Annotated in this window: 12 protein-coding genes; 5 read left to right on the top strand and 7 right to left on the bottom strand. The window is 58.6% G+C overall.

The genetic code is table 11. From position 1 onward, the window contains the following. Positions 1 to 23 precede the first annotated feature (23 nt). Positions 24 to 938 carry an RNA polymerase sigma factor RpoH gene (gene rpoH / locus IEV53_RS07570; protein WP_188426163.1) on the bottom strand — a complete coding sequence of 305 codons (915 nt, stop codon included), beginning with the start codon at positions 936 to 938 and terminating at the stop codon, positions 24 to 26. A gap of 240 nt (positions 939 to 1,178) precedes the next feature. Further along, positions 1,179 to 2,162: an RluA family pseudouridine synthase gene (locus IEV53_RS07565; RefSeq protein ID WP_188426162.1), complete on the bottom strand. Its 984-nt coding sequence runs from the start codon at positions 2,160 to 2,162 to the stop codon at positions 1,179 to 1,181. A 33-nt stretch (positions 2,163 to 2,195) separates the two neighbouring features. On the opposite strand from IEV53_RS07565, the gene IEV53_RS07560 reads away from it, so the two are divergent. Continuing rightward, positions 2,196 to 2,552, top strand: a complete 357-nt coding sequence (locus IEV53_RS07560; RefSeq protein WP_188426161.1) for a hypothetical protein — start codon at positions 2,196 to 2,198, stop codon at positions 2,550 to 2,552. 27 nt (positions 2,553 to 2,579) lie between these two features. Here IEV53_RS07560 and IEV53_RS07555 read toward each other — a convergent pair whose 3' ends face one another. Both IEV53_RS07555 and IEV53_RS07550 read right to left on the bottom strand, forming a co-directional pair. Continuing rightward, complete coding sequence (locus IEV53_RS07555) at positions 2,580 to 4,700, bottom strand: hypothetical protein (RefSeq protein ID WP_188426160.1); 2,121 nt, start codon at positions 4,698 to 4,700, stop codon at positions 2,580 to 2,582. A 58-nt stretch (positions 4,701 to 4,758) separates the two neighbouring features. Beyond that, entirely contained in the window at positions 4,759 to 5,055 is a 297-nt protein-coding gene (locus IEV53_RS07550) for an ArsR/SmtB family transcription factor (protein WP_188426159.1), read from the bottom strand. Between the two features lie 124 nt (positions 5,056 to 5,179). On the opposite strand from IEV53_RS07550, the gene IEV53_RS07545 reads away from it, so the two are divergent. After that, the gene (locus IEV53_RS07545) at positions 5,180 to 6,259 is read left to right on the top strand and encodes an alkene reductase (RefSeq protein ID WP_188426158.1); all 1,080 of its coding nucleotides are present in this window, start codon (positions 5,180 to 5,182) and stop codon (positions 6,257 to 6,259) included. An 87-nt stretch (positions 6,260 to 6,346) separates the two neighbouring features. Continuing rightward, the gene (locus tag IEV53_RS07540; RefSeq protein WP_188426157.1) at positions 6,347 to 7,219 is read left to right on the top strand and encodes a hypothetical protein; all 873 of its coding nucleotides are present in this window, start codon (positions 6,347 to 6,349) and stop codon (positions 7,217 to 7,219) included. 42 nt (positions 7,220 to 7,261) lie between these two features. Here IEV53_RS07540 and IEV53_RS07535 read toward each other — a convergent pair whose 3' ends face one another. From IEV53_RS07535 to IEV53_RS07525, 3 genes are all read right to left on the bottom strand, one after another. Then, positions 7,262 to 8,011 (bottom strand): YdcF family protein, encoded by a 750-nt coding sequence (locus IEV53_RS07535; protein WP_188426156.1) that lies wholly within the window; start codon positions 8,009 to 8,011, stop codon positions 7,262 to 7,264. Between the two features lie 136 nt (positions 8,012 to 8,147). Beyond that, positions 8,148 to 11,657, bottom strand: a complete 3,510-nt coding sequence (gene metH, locus IEV53_RS07530) for a methionine synthase (protein ID WP_188426292.1) — start codon at positions 11,655 to 11,657, stop codon at positions 8,148 to 8,150. Between the two features lie 89 nt (positions 11,658 to 11,746). Then, positions 11,747 to 11,989 (bottom strand): hypothetical protein, encoded by a 243-nt coding sequence (locus tag IEV53_RS07525; protein ID WP_188426155.1) that lies wholly within the window; start codon positions 11,987 to 11,989, stop codon positions 11,747 to 11,749. Positions 11,990 to 12,453: 464 nt separating this feature from the next. Between IEV53_RS07525 and IEV53_RS07520 the strand changes: the two genes are divergently transcribed. Together IEV53_RS07520 and IEV53_RS07515 are read left to right on the top strand one after the other, a co-directional pair. After that, complete coding sequence (locus IEV53_RS07520) at positions 12,454 to 14,625, top strand: peptidase domain-containing ABC transporter (RefSeq protein WP_188426291.1); 2,172 nt, start codon at positions 12,454 to 12,456, stop codon at positions 14,623 to 14,625. A gap of 3 nt (positions 14,626 to 14,628) precedes the next feature. Further along, positions 14,629 to 16,083: an HlyD family type I secretion periplasmic adaptor subunit gene (locus tag IEV53_RS07515; protein WP_188426154.1), complete on the top strand. Its 1,455-nt coding sequence runs from the start codon at positions 14,629 to 14,631 to the stop codon at positions 16,081 to 16,083. Positions 16,084 to 16,092 lie beyond the last annotated feature (9 nt).

The raw sequence follows: 16,092 nt of genomic DNA, 5'->3' as shown, positions 1-16,092 counted from the left end.
GTCGGTGATGCCCCGTCCTCATCTCAATTGGTCACAGGATCGCGAAGCGAAATGCCTTCGTCCTGACGGCGACGCAGCTCGACTTCAGCTGCCATGGCCTTTTGCAGTTTCTCGAAGGCGCGTGCCTCGATCTGGCGGATACGCTCACGCGAGACGCCATATTCGTGGGAGAGCTCTTCGAGCGTTGAAGGGTCATCCTTCAGACGGCGCTCGGTCAGGATATGACGCTCACGCTCATTAAGGGATTTCATGGCTTCGGTCAGGAGCGCCTGACGGCCGCTCATTTCCTCGGCTTCACCCAGAGTGGTTTCCTGGCTCTCCTGATCATCGACCAGCCAGTCCTGCCACTCACCCTCGCTATCGCTGCGAAGAGGGGCGTTCAGGCTGTGATCGGGCGCAGAGAGACGCTGGTTCATCGACACCACATCCTGCTCGGGTACACCAAGCGTCGTGGCGATCTTGTCGACCTGTTCCGGCTTGAGGTCACCGTCATCAATGGCCTGCATCTGCCCCTTGAGGCGACGCAGATTGAAGAACAGTTTCTTCTGGGATGCTGTGGTGCCCATTTTCACAAGCGACCAGCTATGCAGGATATACTCTTGCATCGCCGCGCGGATCCACCACATCGCATAAGTAGCGAGACGGAAGCCACGGTCAGGATCGAAGCGTTTGACTGCCTGCATCATGCCGATATTGCCTTCACTGATCAGTTCGTTCAGCGGCAGGCCATAGCCACGATAGCCCATGGCGATCTTGGCGACGAGACGAAGATGAGAAGTGACGAGCTTGTGGGCTGCGGCATCTTCCTCATGGTCGCGCCAGCGACGTGCGAGTTCGCCCTCTTCCTGCTGGGTCAGGATAGGGAATTTACGGATTTCCTGAAGATAGCGTGTCAGATTGCTCTCAGGACCAAGGGACAAAACGGCGGAAGAGGCCATTGGGCTGCAACTCCTTTCGCCCGGTGCAAAGTGGAACACTATCTACGGGGCGTGCCCGTCAGAGTTCCCGTCACCGGGTGACGCTTGGTTAGGGAAGGATTTTCGTCCCCGCGCAGCACCCTCAGCATGAGCGATGCCAGGCGGTACGTCCATTCCGGCGGCGCGTCACTTCGTCGGATTGACTATGAGCAGATCATACCCCGTTTTTGCTGTCAAGAAAACGTACCACATTACTCCTAATTAACCCCCACGCAGGGTTCGCAGCAGACCCTGAAAATCCTCAGGGGGTTCGGAGGTAAAAAGCAGCGTTTCCTTCGTGCGTGGATGGGTAAAGCCAAGCCGTGCCGCGTGGAGCGCCTGACGGGGAAAATCGAGCGCTGCGCGGCGTGCGGTTTCACCCAGCCCCCGCGAGGCTGCGGGAATGCGTCGCAGATAGACCGGATCGCCCAGAAGCGGATGGCCGGCCTGGGAAAGATGAACCCTGATCTGATGCGTTCGCCCGGTCGCAAGCTTGCAGCTCACCAGGCTAACAGCCGCGTCGAGGGCCTCAAGGCAGCGCACATGCGTCAGGGCATGTTTGCCGCCCTGGGTCACTACGGTCATGCGTTTGCGATCACGCTTGTCACGTCCGATGGCGCCATCATAGCTGATTTCCGACGGCAGAAGCCCCCAGGCGAGGGCAAGATAGGAGCGGTCGATATCGCGCGCGGCGAAGGCTTCCGACAGTGCGTTATGGGCCATCGGCGTCTTGGCGACGACCATCAGCCCTGAGGTATCCTTGTCGAGGCGATGCACGATTCCCGGGCGCTTTTCGCCGCCGATACCTTCAAGATCATCGCCGCAATGGCCGAGCAGCGCATTGACCAGCGTGCCGGTCTCGTTGCCGGGCGCCGGATGCACGACCAGCCCTGCCGGCTTGTCGAGTACGATCAGATCGCGATCTTCAAAAATGATGGGCAGGGCGTGGTCTTCGGCCTGGGGGCGGGCAGGGGCAGCCGGTGGCACGATAAGGGTGAATTGCCGCCCTGCTCTGGTGGTTTCCGAAGGCTCGCGTATGATGGCCCCATCGCAGAAAACCTGCCCGGCTTCGATCAGGGATTTGACGCGCGAGCGGGAGAGGGAACCGATGCCATCGGCCAGAAAACGGTCGAGGCGCTGCCCCGCCTGTTCAGGCGTCACGATGAAATCGAATCGGGTGGGCATGTTGGCGCTGGCATCGGTCATGCGCCCCTTTAGCAAACAGGATCGTCTGTCGCCATGGATACGCCTTCGCCCAAGGTTTCTCGCACACTCATGGCGGCTGTCATTATCATGGGCGTGCTGATCGTTTTGGGTACGGCAGGCCTGATCGGGGTGATCGTACATCGCGCCATGGCACCGGGGCACCACCAGCCGGTGATGGCTGCACAAGGTTCTGCTTCGGTTATGGCCGCCGCTCATGCCCCGGGAGAAGCCCCCCGCTTCATCTATGGCGGGGGTGGCCGGATTGTTGCTGAAGCCGTCAGGCCGGACGGGTCTGTTGCAGTACAGATAAACGGGCCTCAGGGCGACCGGATCGTGATCTGGAACCCGGAAAGCAACCAGGTCACGGCACAGTTCACCCTAACCCCCTGATCGCTTTCAGGGCGGGCATTCGCATGCTCAGGCGGGGCGCCCCAGCAGGCGGGCATGGTCCGGGTTAATGTCCAGCCTGGTGAAAACAGGGTCCATGTCGACAATGCCTTCCCAGGCGCCAAAGCTTCTTTTGTCCATGCCGACATGATGCGGCATAATCACGATGGCCGGATCGTCATCCATGAAACGAATGCGCAGGCTGTTCCATCGCGGGGCGATGTGGCGATGATAAACCGCTGACAGGGCGCATTGATCGACGCACCAGTTGGTGGGATTTGCCGAGCGATAGGCCTTCACGAGGTAGTCGTGTAGCGCCTGTGCAATCACCGGCAGATGATCCGTCTCGCCGAAATAGGAAACGCCGGCACCAAAGCCCCATGGTTCGCCAAAATACTGCTGGCCGGCCCTGTCGAAAGCATAGAGACGAAAGCCATAATCGAAATCCGACTGCAGCGTCGCAATGAGATCCGGAAAATCTGACGGGATCATCGCGTCTATGTCGAGCGTCAGAACGGGGCATGATTGACGCTTCACAATCTCCGGCATGAGCAGATAACGCAGGCTGGCGTAACTGGCACCGTCAGGATGGGTCAGCCGCCCATGGGCAAAACTCAGCGCCAGAGAACTGCCCGACGCCGCCAGCGAGGTGCTGCACTGGGTCAGGAAATCCAGTTGTTTACCGGTAGGGCTTGAGAGGCCGAGCACGAGATGAATGCGGGGAGGGGTAGGTGCCTTCTCCAGCGCATTGATCAGGGATGCCAGAAGCTTGGGCACGAAGCGAAAATACGCGGCGTCGCATCCTGCGACGAGGCAAAGCTGCGGCTCAGCCGAATTGGCGGCATGATGCCACTGCCAGTTATCGACGCTGAGGGGCTCGGGCTCGGGGGGACGTTCTGTATCGGTCAGCCATGAATAGGCACCGCAGTTGAAGTGGATGAAGCTGAAACCGTCTTCGATGGCACGCAGTCGGGCCTGATCGTAGCAGGCATCTGCTGCTTCCCACGCGCCTTTGAGCCAGTGATTGTGCCCCTGAATGACCAGCAGCGCGTGTGAGACACCATTCAGGCGCGCTTCCTGGGCAAGAAAGCCCTCACGCCCGGCTTGCGGGCAGGCGGACCAGGCCTCTTCCAGTGCATGATAATAATCCGCACGAAGGTGATAATCGGCATCGGGGGGGAGCTTGCCGGGCATGAGGGCCAGATCGAAAGCCCCGTCGAACCTTGCCTGAAACAGCGTTCCTGATCCGTGCAGTAACGACCGATGAGTGAGGCTGCCTGCAAGGATTCGAGCGGTATGATCGGCGATGGCAGCCGTGTCGTGACGTGTCCCGGCCGCCCTTGTGAAGGCTTCACCCAGAAGCTGAGCTGCTTTCTCATCGTCGTCTGCGGCTGCCGCCACGATCGAGCTTGCCCAGAGGCGATCCGCCTCATTCATGGCACCAGACAGGGCCTGAAGGCAGAGATCGGCTTCATCGAGAAGGCCCAGCAACGTACAGAGGCGGGCAAGATAATAGAGATGGGCTGGATGATCGGGCTCAGCGAGCGTCAGTGTAACCTGTCGTGCCAGTTCTGGCCATTGCGCCCAGATTCCCTTTCGCCCTGTGTCTCCTTTTGCCAGAGCCGAGAGGACGGCAGAGAGGGCTCGACCGGCCATGGCATTCGGCCAGGGGCGCAGAGGGTGTGGTATTGACGGGTGATGTATTGCCCCATCGAGCTCCATGGTGAAGCCGCGCGGGTCACAAGGCACATCGCCGATTGATATTTTGAAAGAGTCGAGGCGGGGTCGGATGATGCGCGTCTGATCGTCCAGCCAGCGCCGGGAGGTAAGGGCATCGAGCGTCTCGAGCGTCTCGAGAGGCACAGGCAGATAATGCTCCCAGTCGTCGCAGGCATCGCTCAGGCGCATGTTGTTATCAGGGTTGGCAGTCAGATAGGTCTGCCCCGCGCGAAGCGCGACGACGCCTGCAGGATCGGACACGACATCGGTATCGACCGTAAGTGAACAGGGCCCTTCGACCATCTCGTTGCACTGGCTGGCAAGGACGGGGCGTGCGCGCCCGCTCGCGACATCTGGCAGAGGGGCACAGAAAAGACGGGCCTCCTCGTGACAGAGGATCGTGCCGTGCCAGGAAAGCAGGAAACGGGGCATTCACTCGGGCCTTTCGCGCCTGGGCGCCTGTTGTTCTTATTATGGGGCTGGCAGGCGCTTATCCCGCCAGAATGGCCTCCATGAGGCCAGGAAAGCGCAGATCGAGATCTGCTTTACGCAGCGAGTTGAAATGCTGCACGCCCTGGATGCGCGTATGCAGCAGGCCGCTCTCCCTGAGTACCTGAAAATGATGCGACATGCTCGATCGGGGGCGATCACCAAGCAGTGCAGCGCAACTGGCTTCGGGAACCGAACCGAGGTGCTGAACGATTTCAAGACGGATCGGGTCGGCCAGACCGCGCAGGACTCCCAGCAGGGTCAGGCTTTCCGAAGCGGGGTGGTCATAGTCAGCCATCGGCGTCGTCCGGTTCCAAAAAAAGCGGGGGAGGGGTTGTCTTGAGACAGACGCATCCCCATTCCTGATATTGTTCGATCAAAGTCGAATTAAACCCCCCACGGGTTCATGAGGACACAGCATTATGACAACTCTGTTCGATCCGATCCAGCTTGGCGCTATCGACGCGAAGAACCGCATACTCATGTCGCCGCTGACGCGCGGTCGCGGTACACGCGAGCACGTGCCGACGCCGATCATGGCCGAGTATTATGCGCAGCGTGCCACAGCAGGACTTATCATCTCCGAGGCGACGGGTATCAGCCGAGAGGGGCTTGGCTGGCCTTACGCCCCAGGCATCTGGTCCGCCGAGCAAGTAGAGGCATGGAAGCCGATCACCAAGGCGGTGCATGACAAGGGCGGCAAGATTGTCGTTCAGCTCTGGCATATGGGGCGTATGGTGCATTCCAGCGTGACAGGTCAGCAGCCTGTCTCGAGTTCGCCTACTTCGGCGCCAGCCCCGCTTCATACCTATGACGGCAAGCAGGATCCTGAGCAGGCGCGAGCGCTGACGAAGGATGATATCACGCGTATTCTGGGCGAATACGAAGTCGCTTCGCGCAATGCGATTGAGGCCGGGTTCGATGGCGTGCAGATTCACGCCGCCAACGGCTATCTGATCGACGAATTCCTGCGTGACGGCACCAATCATCGTGACGATGAGTATGGTGGTTCACCCGAAAATCGCATTCGCTTCCTGCGTGAAGTCACCGAGCGCGTTATTGCGACGATCGGAGCAGACCGGACTTCGGTGCGCCTTTCACCCAACGGCGATACGCAGGGATGCATCGACAGCGCCCCTGAGTCCGTTTTTGTCCCGGCGGCAAAGACGCTTAATGATTTGGGAATCGGCTTCCTCGAACTGCGCGAACCCGGCCCGAATGGGACTTTCGGCAAGACAGATCAGCCAAAACTGCATGGGGCGATCCGAAAGGTATTCAGGAACCCTCTGGTCCTGAATCAGGACTATACCAGAGAAGAGGCGATTGAAACCGTAGCAAATGGTACGGCAGACGCTATCGCCTTTGGTCGTAAATTCATTGCAAACCCTGATCTTCCTCGTCGACTAGAGGAAAATCTTCCTATCGAGCAGGACAATATCAAGACCTGGTACAGCAGGGGTGAAGAAGGATATACGAATTATCCTTTTTATAACGAATCATGACTTTTACCTGATGCTGCCTGCGGGATATTGACGAGGCGCAGCCATTGAGTTTCAGGGAGATACATTTTGTTTCTCTCTGGAACTTTCATGCGCAAACTCTCTGGCCTCATGCTCTCTCTTGCGTCCTGTCTGACTGTCTCGACAGCGCTTGCTGATCCGCTTCCGGTTGTTGCGGTCAATCGCGAGGTTGGTCTCTCGATGGCAGGCATTTTCGACAATCTCGTTGGCGGCTATGGTTCACAGTCTCAAACGACTGGCAGCGAGTGGTATCGCCCATACAACTCCAGCTCGCAGTCCCGCTCGCGGCGTATCGGCTGGGTTCCCGGCTTTCAGCTCGATGCCTCGGGCATGATTGATCTGGGGCGCGTCAAAAATGTGTATGCCTCAGCACTTTTTCGTCTCGGATCTGGGACGCGCAACGATAAATACGCCCATAGCTACACCTCCTCCTACGGTCAGGATTCCTGGCGGGTGGGCGGAGGAGATGATGCGCGTTCGACCTATACACGTGGCGAGATCGGTAAAGGGTTTCTGTTCCTGAATGACAAGGCACTTGTCACACCTTTCGTGCAGGGAGGTTATGACAGTTACGGTTACTCGTCTTTCGGGGGGCAGAACGCGTTTTTCGTGGGCCTTGGCCTGAATGCCGATTATGCCCTGACCGATCGACTTGTTCTTCGTGGTCGTTTCGGCTGGGCCGAGATTCTCAATACTCTGGCGTTCCGCACGACCACATCGGCTACTCGTCCACGTTGGGAAGGCAGTCTTGGCGCGGATTATCGTGTAACCCGTCATTGGCATCTGACCGCAGGAGGGGATTATGCCTATACCTCTTACGGTCATGATTCAGACCGCTATAGCTATCAGAATGTTGTTGATGGTCTTGTTACTGGGAACGCTACATCCAGCGGCATACAGAATGGCCTGACCCTGCGTGCAGGTCTGGCTTACGCCTACTGAAAACCGCTTGGGGGACGCCTGATCGCGTGCCCCCCATCCGGATCAGCGGCCAGACTGGCCGCTGAAAATTTCCGCCAAAGCTTGATGCTGCACCAGAATATCCTGTGGTACCTCGACATGGCCGATAAAGCCTTTGCCGTTCGGACCATAGCCCTCGGGCGTATCATGCAGGCGGGGGATCTCACCCAGCAACAGGGACAGATAGCGCTCTTCCGTCCATGATGCTGTTGTCAGTGCCTCACCGAGCCGTGGCACAAAGGGGGGAGAGGAAAAGAAGCGTGTCTGCTTGTCCTGCCAGACATGGCGGAACGTCGCTTCGGTACGTCGCTGAAGCAGCGGATCCTGGATCAGCTCGATATGGTGGGGCGTAAGACCGAGCTCATCCAGCGTGTCGCGCGTGAAGGCAGCATTTTCGCCTGTATTGGTCGAACGGGTTTCCAGAATGATCTGATCGCGTGGGACGAGGGCGTCAGCCGTGATGAGACGCGAGACCAGCTCGGCTTCTGAAAGTCCCGCAAGGGCGGATGGTGCGCAGTCCAGCCTCGCAGCGAGAGCGGCCATCAGAGGCGGGGTCGAATGTCCGACGCCTCCTGTTATCAGCAGAAGGCAGCCATGATGGCGGGCAAGGCTGGCAGCATGATCGACACAGGCGAGAACGCCATTACCGGCAAGGCAGATGAGGTCGATCCTGTTTGGAGCGTCATCCACACTGGTCAGGGCCAGAAACTCAGCGATGCGATCGGCACGCGCCCTGACTTCAGGGGTATAGAGTTCTGCAAACCTCTCCGACATCGCGATCCCTTTATTTTGGCTCTTTCCCCTCGCAAGGGGCGGCGCAATCAGGGCAGTGATGTGTCTGATTGCGCCCGTTATTCAGTGGGGGAACAGTATTGCCGATGACGGGGATGAACCCGGCATCACCATCCGGTCAGACCGTGAAATATTTTGCCCTCGGGTTGAGGATGACGAGCGCGGATGTCGATTGCTCCGGGTGCAGCTGATAGCCGTCCGAGAGGGAGACGCCGATACGCTCGGCCCCCAGCAGCTTCAGGATCGGTTCCTGGTCTTCCAGACGCGGGCAGGCCGGATAGCCGAAGGAGTAGCGCGAGCCTCGATAGGATTGTGCGAGCATTTTTTCTATGTCGCGGTCGTCTTCGGCAGCAAAGCCAAGCTCGGCGCGAATGCGCTTATGCGTATATTCCGCCATGGCTTCGGCCATCTCGACCGAGAGACCGTGCAGATAGAGGTAATCCTGATAGCGATTGGCCTCAAACCAGTCACGGGCAAGATCTGAGGCCTTCTGGCCTACCGTGACGACCTGCAACCCGATCACGTCGCGCTCCTGCTCGCCGATATCACGCACGAAATCGGCGATGCACTCGCCATCCTCGCGAGGCTGGCGCGGCAGGGTGAAGCGTGCGGCTTCGGTCGTGCCGTCCTCTTCAAACAGGACGAGATCATTGCCATCACCTGCGGCTTTCCAGTAGCCGTAAATGGCCTGAGGCTTGAGGATCTGCTCTTCGGCACACAAAGCGAGCATCCGCTTCAGAACCGGGCGCAGCTCCTGCTTGGCATAGGTCATGAACTCGTCGAGCGAGCGGCCCTGTTTTCTGAAGCCCCACTGGAACTGGTAGAGCGAGCGTTCATTCAGAAAGGGCAGAACCGCAGCCGGGGCTGATTCCACGACGCGAGCGCCCCAGAAAGGCGGGGTCGATACGGGGACCGATCCTGCAACACGGGCGCGACGGGCGCGGGCCTGCTCCGGGTCGATGGGGGTAAAGCCGCGTGTCTCCGCAATTTCAGGGGCGCGTTCGGTCTTTCTCTGGCTCTTGCCTGCGCGCCTTGTCTGGATGGCGGTCAGATAGTCGTCGAACTGGTTGTTCACGACCTTGTCCATCAGAGAGAGACCGTCGAAGGCATCGCGGGCATAGGCCACACGACCGGGGGCGTCGCTGCCATAAGAGCGGGCGCATTCCTCTTCGACATAATTACGTGTCAGGGCGGCGCCACCGAGAAACACCGGAACATCGATGCCCTGACGGGCCATTTCCTCGAGGTTTTCGCGCATGATCACGGTCGATTTGACCAGTAGTCCCGACATGCCGATGGCATGGGCATTATGCTCTTTCGTGGCGGCAATCATGTCAGCCAGAGGCACCTTGATGCCCAGATTGATGACGCGATAGCCGTTATTGGTCAGGATGATATCGACAAGGTTCTTGCCGATATCATGCACGTCGCCCTTGACCGTGGCGAGCACCATGGTGCCACGCGCCTGACCTTCGACGCGCTCCATATAGGGTTCGAGCCAGGCTACGGCGGTCTTCATGGTCTCAGCCGATTGCAGAACGAAGGGAAGCTGCATCTTGCCGGCGCCAAACAATTCGCCCACCACCTTCATGCCATCCAGCAGCACGGTATTGATGATGTCGAGCGGTGGCATTTCTTCCATTGCGGCTGCCAGATCGTCTTCGATGCCCTTGCGGTCACCATCGACAATGCGGTCTTTCAGGCGTTCAGCCGGGGTCTCGGCACGACGCTTCTGCACGGCATCGGCTGCCTTGCGACCGGCAAAAAGCTCGAGCAGCTTCTGCAGCGGATCGTAATTCTCGGTGCGGCGATCAAAGATCAGATCTTCCGCGACCTTTACTTCCTCGGCGGCGATCAGATGCAGCGGGCGGATCTTGCTGACATGCACGATGGCGCCCGTCATGCCCGCTTTCACGGCGTGATCCAGAAAGACCGAGTTCAGTACGGCACGCGCAGCCGGATTGAGGCCGAAAGAAATATTCGACAGGCCGAGAATGATCTGGATATCGGGGAAGCGCTCGCGGATCATCCGGATGCCTTCCAGCGTCCACACACCCAGCTTGCGATCGTCTTCCACACCCGTGGCGATGGTAAAGGTCAGCGGATCGATCATCAGATCGGATTGTGGCAGACCGTGCTTTGCGCAGGCGAAATCGACCAGGCGCTCGGCAATGCGCAGCTTGTCTTCCGGCGTCTTGGCCATGCCGACTTCATCGATCGTGAGCGCAATGACGGCAGCGCCGAATTTGCGCGCCAGGATCATGCGGTCTTCTGCATGTCCCTCGCCATCCTCGAAATTGATCGAGTTGATGATGGGTTTGCCGCCATGCAGCTTGAGAGCTGCCTCGATGACCGGTGTTTCAGTTGAGTCGATCACCAGCGGCGCATTTACGGAGGAGGTGAAGCGCGTGACGACCTCGTTCATCTCGGCGATTTCGTTGCGACCGACAAAGGCGGTGCAGAGATCGAGCGCGTTCGACCCTTCAGCGGCCTGCTCGCGGCCTACAGCCACGCAGCCATCCCAGTCACCGGCTTCCTGCAATTCACGCCATTTCTTCGAACCATTGGCGTTGCAACGCTCACCAATCGAGAAATAGGAATTTTCCTGACGCAGCGGCGTCTGGCTGTAGAGGCTCGCCACGGACGGCACCCAGTGGTGCAGACGCTTGACCGGGGCAGGGCGATGGCTGGTGCTGCCGCCCCGACGGCGCAGCATATCATCCAGAGCCTGGATATGAGGGGTCGAGGTGCCACAGCAGCCGCCAACGAGGTTTAGCCCGTCTTCTGTAATGAAGCGATCAACCCAGCTTGCCATCTCACCTGGCGAGAGCGGGTAATGGGTGGTGCCATTGACCAGTTCGGGAAGGCCTGCATTGGGCTGGATCGAAATCAGGCCCGGCCAGTTTTCCGACAGCCATTTGACATGCTCGGCCATTTCCTGCGGGCCGGTGGCGCAGTTCATGCCGATCAGGGGGACGTCGAGGGCATGAATGGTGGTAGCGGCTGCGGCGATATCCGGGCCGACCAGCAATGTACCGGTCGTCTCGACCGTTACCTGAACAAAGATCGGCGCATCTGAGCCGAGTTCGCGGCGTGCAGCCTTGACCGCATTGACGGCAGCCTTGATCTGCAACGTGTCCTGACAGGTCTCGATCAGGAAGGCATCGACCCCTCCATCGATCAGCCCGCGGCATTGTTCGATGATGCCCGCTTCGAGCGTGTCATAATCGATATTGGCAAGGCTGGGCAGTTTGGTGCCTGGCCCGATGGAGCCCACCACATAGCGCTGGCGCCCGTCGCAGAAGGTTTCGGCGGCTTCGCGCGCCAGTTCTGCCGAACGTCGGTTGATCTCGCGCGCCCTGTCCTGCAGACCGAATTCGGCAAGGGTCACGATCGAGCCACCAAAGGTGTTCGTCTCGACCATGTCGGCGCCGACTTCGAAATAACCGCGATGGATCTCGCGGATCAGTTCCGGGCGTGACAGGGTGAGAATCTCGGTGCAGTTCTCCTGCCCCCAGTAATCGCGCTCCACTTCCAGATCGAGCATCTGGATGCGCGAGCCCATGCCCCCGTCACAAAGCAGGACATGGTCGCGCAGGGCATCGAGCAGATGGGGGCGTGTCATGATGGCTATTGGTCTCGTCGTCAGGATCAGGCACGATCGGGGTTCTGGGGCAGGAAAAGCCACAGCAGCCTGCTTTTTTCAGAGGCGTCCGATTATGTCCAGAGTAGCAGTCGATTGCTATACTGTGCATTGCGCTGCGTCAGGAAGGAAAAGCCATGTCGGGAACGGGGCGTATACCCCTGTTGATTCAGGAAGCCGGAGAGGCGGTCAGCGCGACCTCGTCTCAGGATCCAAGGCGTGGCGCCCTTTTGCGCCTTGTGCCTGTCGGTGGCTTCGCTGGAGAGTGGCTTGTCAGTCGTGATGTCGCGCCAGCACGGGCTTCCTGGATGGGGCATACGCCCTCCTGCGCCTGCTGTGCCGGGCAGAACCCGGTTCTGTCGGCGCTGAACCAGTTGTTTCTTGATCGTGTGCGGGGGAAGTGCCCGTTATTCTCGTTCGTCGTGGTTTTATGTGCGGATAACCTTCAGGGGCAGATCAGACAAATGCTTGAAAGTGATGTTTTGGCCAAGGCACGTTACATATTTTAGATATTACGTATTTTTAGCGAGCCTCGTCAGGAATTTACACAATATCAGTTAAGGAATATGAAGAGATTTGTTGCGAAGTTCGGCAATTTCGATGACTTGAGATGAGAAACGGAGATTCCTGCTCGACAGGGGGAGGGGTTTTCGCGCTATTCGGGCGGCCTGAAGTCTGAGCGGCTAAGTGGAACACAAGAGGAAGCTTCGTGAAGCATCGTGATGGCCTCGCTGCGAACAGCGAAACCCAGAACCCCGTTTATATCCGCCTGCGGGCCGCGATGGCGGCTGCAAAGTTTCACGGGCTGGATCTCGATATCCGGGATTTTGCAGCCGAGCCTGGTGAAGATTCGCCTTCGCCGGCTGCTCTGGCGCGATGGCTGAATGATAACGGTGCCGTTGCCAAGGGAATGCGCATCAAATGGCGCTTCCTCGTGCGTATGCAGAATACGCCGCCGATTGTTCTTATGTTCCGCGATGGTTCCGCCGCTCTGATGGTGCGCGCTGATCCCGAGAAAAACATCGTGTGGCTGCGCGATCCGCTCGGCGATGAGGGAAGCATCCCGGTAGCTGTCGACGAACTGCGTCTGTCACAGGTCTGGACAGGCGATATCCTTCTGGTGAAGCGTCGTCGCGATCTTTCAGAGGCCGATGCGCCGTTCGACATGATGTGGTTCGTCAAGGTCGTGATGCGCGAAAAGCAGTCGCTGCGCGACATTCTGTTCGCGTCGATGGTGCTGTCGATTCTCCAGATCTTTCCGGCCCTGATCGTGATGCAGGTGATCGACCGCGTGGTGAATTACCACTCGATGTCGACGCTCGTCTCCATTACGGCCATCGTCGTGGTCCTGAGTTTCTATGAAACACTTCTGAATTATGGGCGACGTGAACTCACGCTGGTCATGACCACACGTGTCGATACACGCATTTCGCTGCACGCCTTCAATCGACTTCTTGCGCTGCCGCTCGAATTCTATGAGCGCGAGCAGACGGGGCGTATTCTTGGTCGCTACATGGCCATCTACAAGGTTCGTGACTTCCTGACCGGCAAGCTGATGTCGACATTTCTCGACATGTTCACGCTCGTGGTCATTCTGCCGCTGCTCTTCTTCATGAGCGCCACGCTGGCCTGGATGACCGTTGCCTGCGCCGGTCTTATCGGCCTGATCATCGTGATCTTTCTTCCGCCCATGACGCGGGTCTACAACAAGCTCGTCTTTGCAGAGATGGAACGCAGTTCCATTCTTTACGAAACGGTCGCAGGTATTCGTACCGTCAAGACGATGGCTCTTGAGCCTACGCGTCGTGAAAAATGGGACGAGACAACGGCTGACGTCATTCGATGGAAGCTGGCAGCAGGGCGTATGCAGAACTGGCCCAGCACATTGGTGATGCCACTCGATCTGTTCATCAATCGCGGTATCATTCTCGTCGGCGCCTATCTCATTCTCTCTGGATCGAGCACGATCCAGCCGGGTGCACTAATGGCGTTCATGATGCTGGGCGGTCGTGTGGCGCAGCCCCTCGTCGGCCTCGCCAAGATCCTTGAAGATGTCAACGAGGTCCTGACGTCGCTTGGCGAAGCCGGACTTGTGCTGAACCAGCCGACCGAAACCAAGGCCCTCACCTCGGGTCTGCGCCCTCCTGTCAAGGGGGCGCTTTCTTTCTCGCAGGTCGATTTCAGCTATCCGGGATCGACCATCAAGGCGCTCAACGACGTCAATTTCGAAATTCCTGCAGGCACGATGCTGGGGCTGGTCGGGCGCTCAGGGTCGGGCAAGTCGACCGTCACGCGTCTGCTGCAGGGCGTCAGTCGTAACTACACTGGCTATCTGCGTCTTGATGGTGTCGAGCTGCGTGAAATCAATCTGAGCCATTTGCGTCGTTCGTTCGGCGTCGTACTTCAGGACAACTTCCTGTTCCGTGGCTCGGTGCGTGACAACATCACTGCGGGTCGCCCCGGCTATACGATGGATGATGTCATTCGTGCTGCCCGTCTTGCTGGTGCGGAAGAGTTCATCGATCGCATGCCTGCGGGTTACGACACGCCGATTGAAGAGGGTTCGACCAATATTTCCGGTGGCCAGAGGCAGCGTCTTGCCATTGCGCGTGCTGTGATCAGCGATCCGAAGCTCATGATTCTCGACGAGGCGACGTCCGCCCTCGATCCGGAGAGTGAAGCGCTGGTCAACGCCAATCTGCAGCGTATCGGCAAGGGCCGCACGATGGTGATCGTCTCTCACCGCCTGTCATCGCTGGTTGACTGCCATCAGATCTGCGTCATGGACAAGGGCAAGGTTGTCGATGTGGCCCCTCATGAGGTGCTGCTCGAGCGCTGTGAGATCTATCGCATGCTCTGGATACAGCAGAACCGCCATGAACATAGCAATCACGGCGGCCAGTCCAACCGGAACGACCAGAATGACGATCCCATGCTGATGGATGAGGAATAAGCCGTGAGCAACAAGGATATTGTTCCCGAAAACGGGAAGGACGAAAGCCGTGAGGTTCAGGCTCATGTGCCACGTCAGGCCGATGATCCGTTTGCCCAGCAGGGCATGCCGCTTGCGTTGCTTGAATTCCATTCTCCCAGTGCGGCGATGGTCAACATGCCGCCAACGGCGACGGCACGCTATATCATCTGGATTGTCGGCGCTTTGTTCATGTCCGGGCTTGTTGCGGCGGCGGTGTTCCCGCTGAACAAGGTTGTCAGCACGCCGGGCAGACTGGTCGCGGTGGATCGCGATCTGGTTATTCAGCCGCTTGAGATGTCGATCATCCGCTCTATCGACGTTGAGCTTGGTCAGTATGTGAAGAAGGGGCAGGTTCTGGCCCATCTCGATCCGACCCTTTCCAAGGCCGATATCGTCAATCTGAAGGCGCAGCGCGATTCCTATCAGGCAACGTTGGCACGTCTTCGTGCCGAAGCAGATGGCAAGCCCTATACGCCGGATCTGAACGACAGCTACTCGGTTCGTGAAGCAGCGTCATATGAGCGGCGACATGCAGAGTACACGGCCAAGATCGATCAGTTCGATCAGGAAGTGGCAGCTCTTCAAAGTCAGATGACGGGCGCGTTGGCCAGTGCTGCGATGCATCAGAGTCGTGGTCGCGTAGCGAACGAAGTGCTTCAGATGCGTCGTCGCCTGCAGGCGGATCAGGTTGGCAGCAAACTCTCGACGCTTGCTGCGCAAAGCGAATTGATGGATGCCGAACGGGCCCAGATTGAGGCACAACAGACGGCGTCGTCGACCAAAGCCAAACTCGCTGCGACTCAGGCGGAACGCGATGCGTATGTCCAGAACTGGAAGGGGCAGGTTTACACGCAATTGACCGAAGTGCAGCATCACCTCGATGAATCGGTTGGGGAATATGAGAAGGCGGCTCTGCGCAACAAGCTGGTCGTGCTTACGGCGCCTGATGACGGTGTCATTCTCAATATTGCCAAGCTGTCGGTTGGTTCGATTATCTCGCCTGCCCAGATGTTGATGTCGATCGTGCCGACCGGCGCAGCACTCGAGATGGAGGCAGTGTTGCGGGGCAATGACGCAGGCTTCGTCAAGCTTGGTGATCATGCGCTGCTGAAATTCTCCACCTTCCCCTACACCCAGTATGGCGGTGCCGAAGGCACTGTCCGCCTTATCAGCGCCGATAGTTTCAGCCCGGCAGACATGAAAAGCGCGGCGTCGGGTGAAGTGCCTATGGGGGATGACGATCCGTCCCAGAGCGGCTTTTATCGCGTCAGGCTGCGCATCGATCGCTATACACTGCATGGTGTGCCGACCTTCTTCCATCCTACGCCGGGCATGCCGGTTACGGCAGATATTCAGGTCGGCAAGCGCACCGTGCTCCAGTATCTCTTCAGCAAGGTGATCCCCGCCGCTACCAACGGGATGCGCGAACCCAGCTAGGCAAGGGCG

Source organism: Asaia siamensis (assembly GCF_014635085.1).
In the GTDB taxonomy this organism is placed as follows: domain Bacteria; phylum Pseudomonadota; class Alphaproteobacteria; order Acetobacterales; family Acetobacteraceae; genus Asaia; species Asaia siamensis.
The sequence above is the reverse complement of the archived record's forward strand: the minus strand, read 5'-3'. Positions and strand labels throughout refer to the sequence as shown.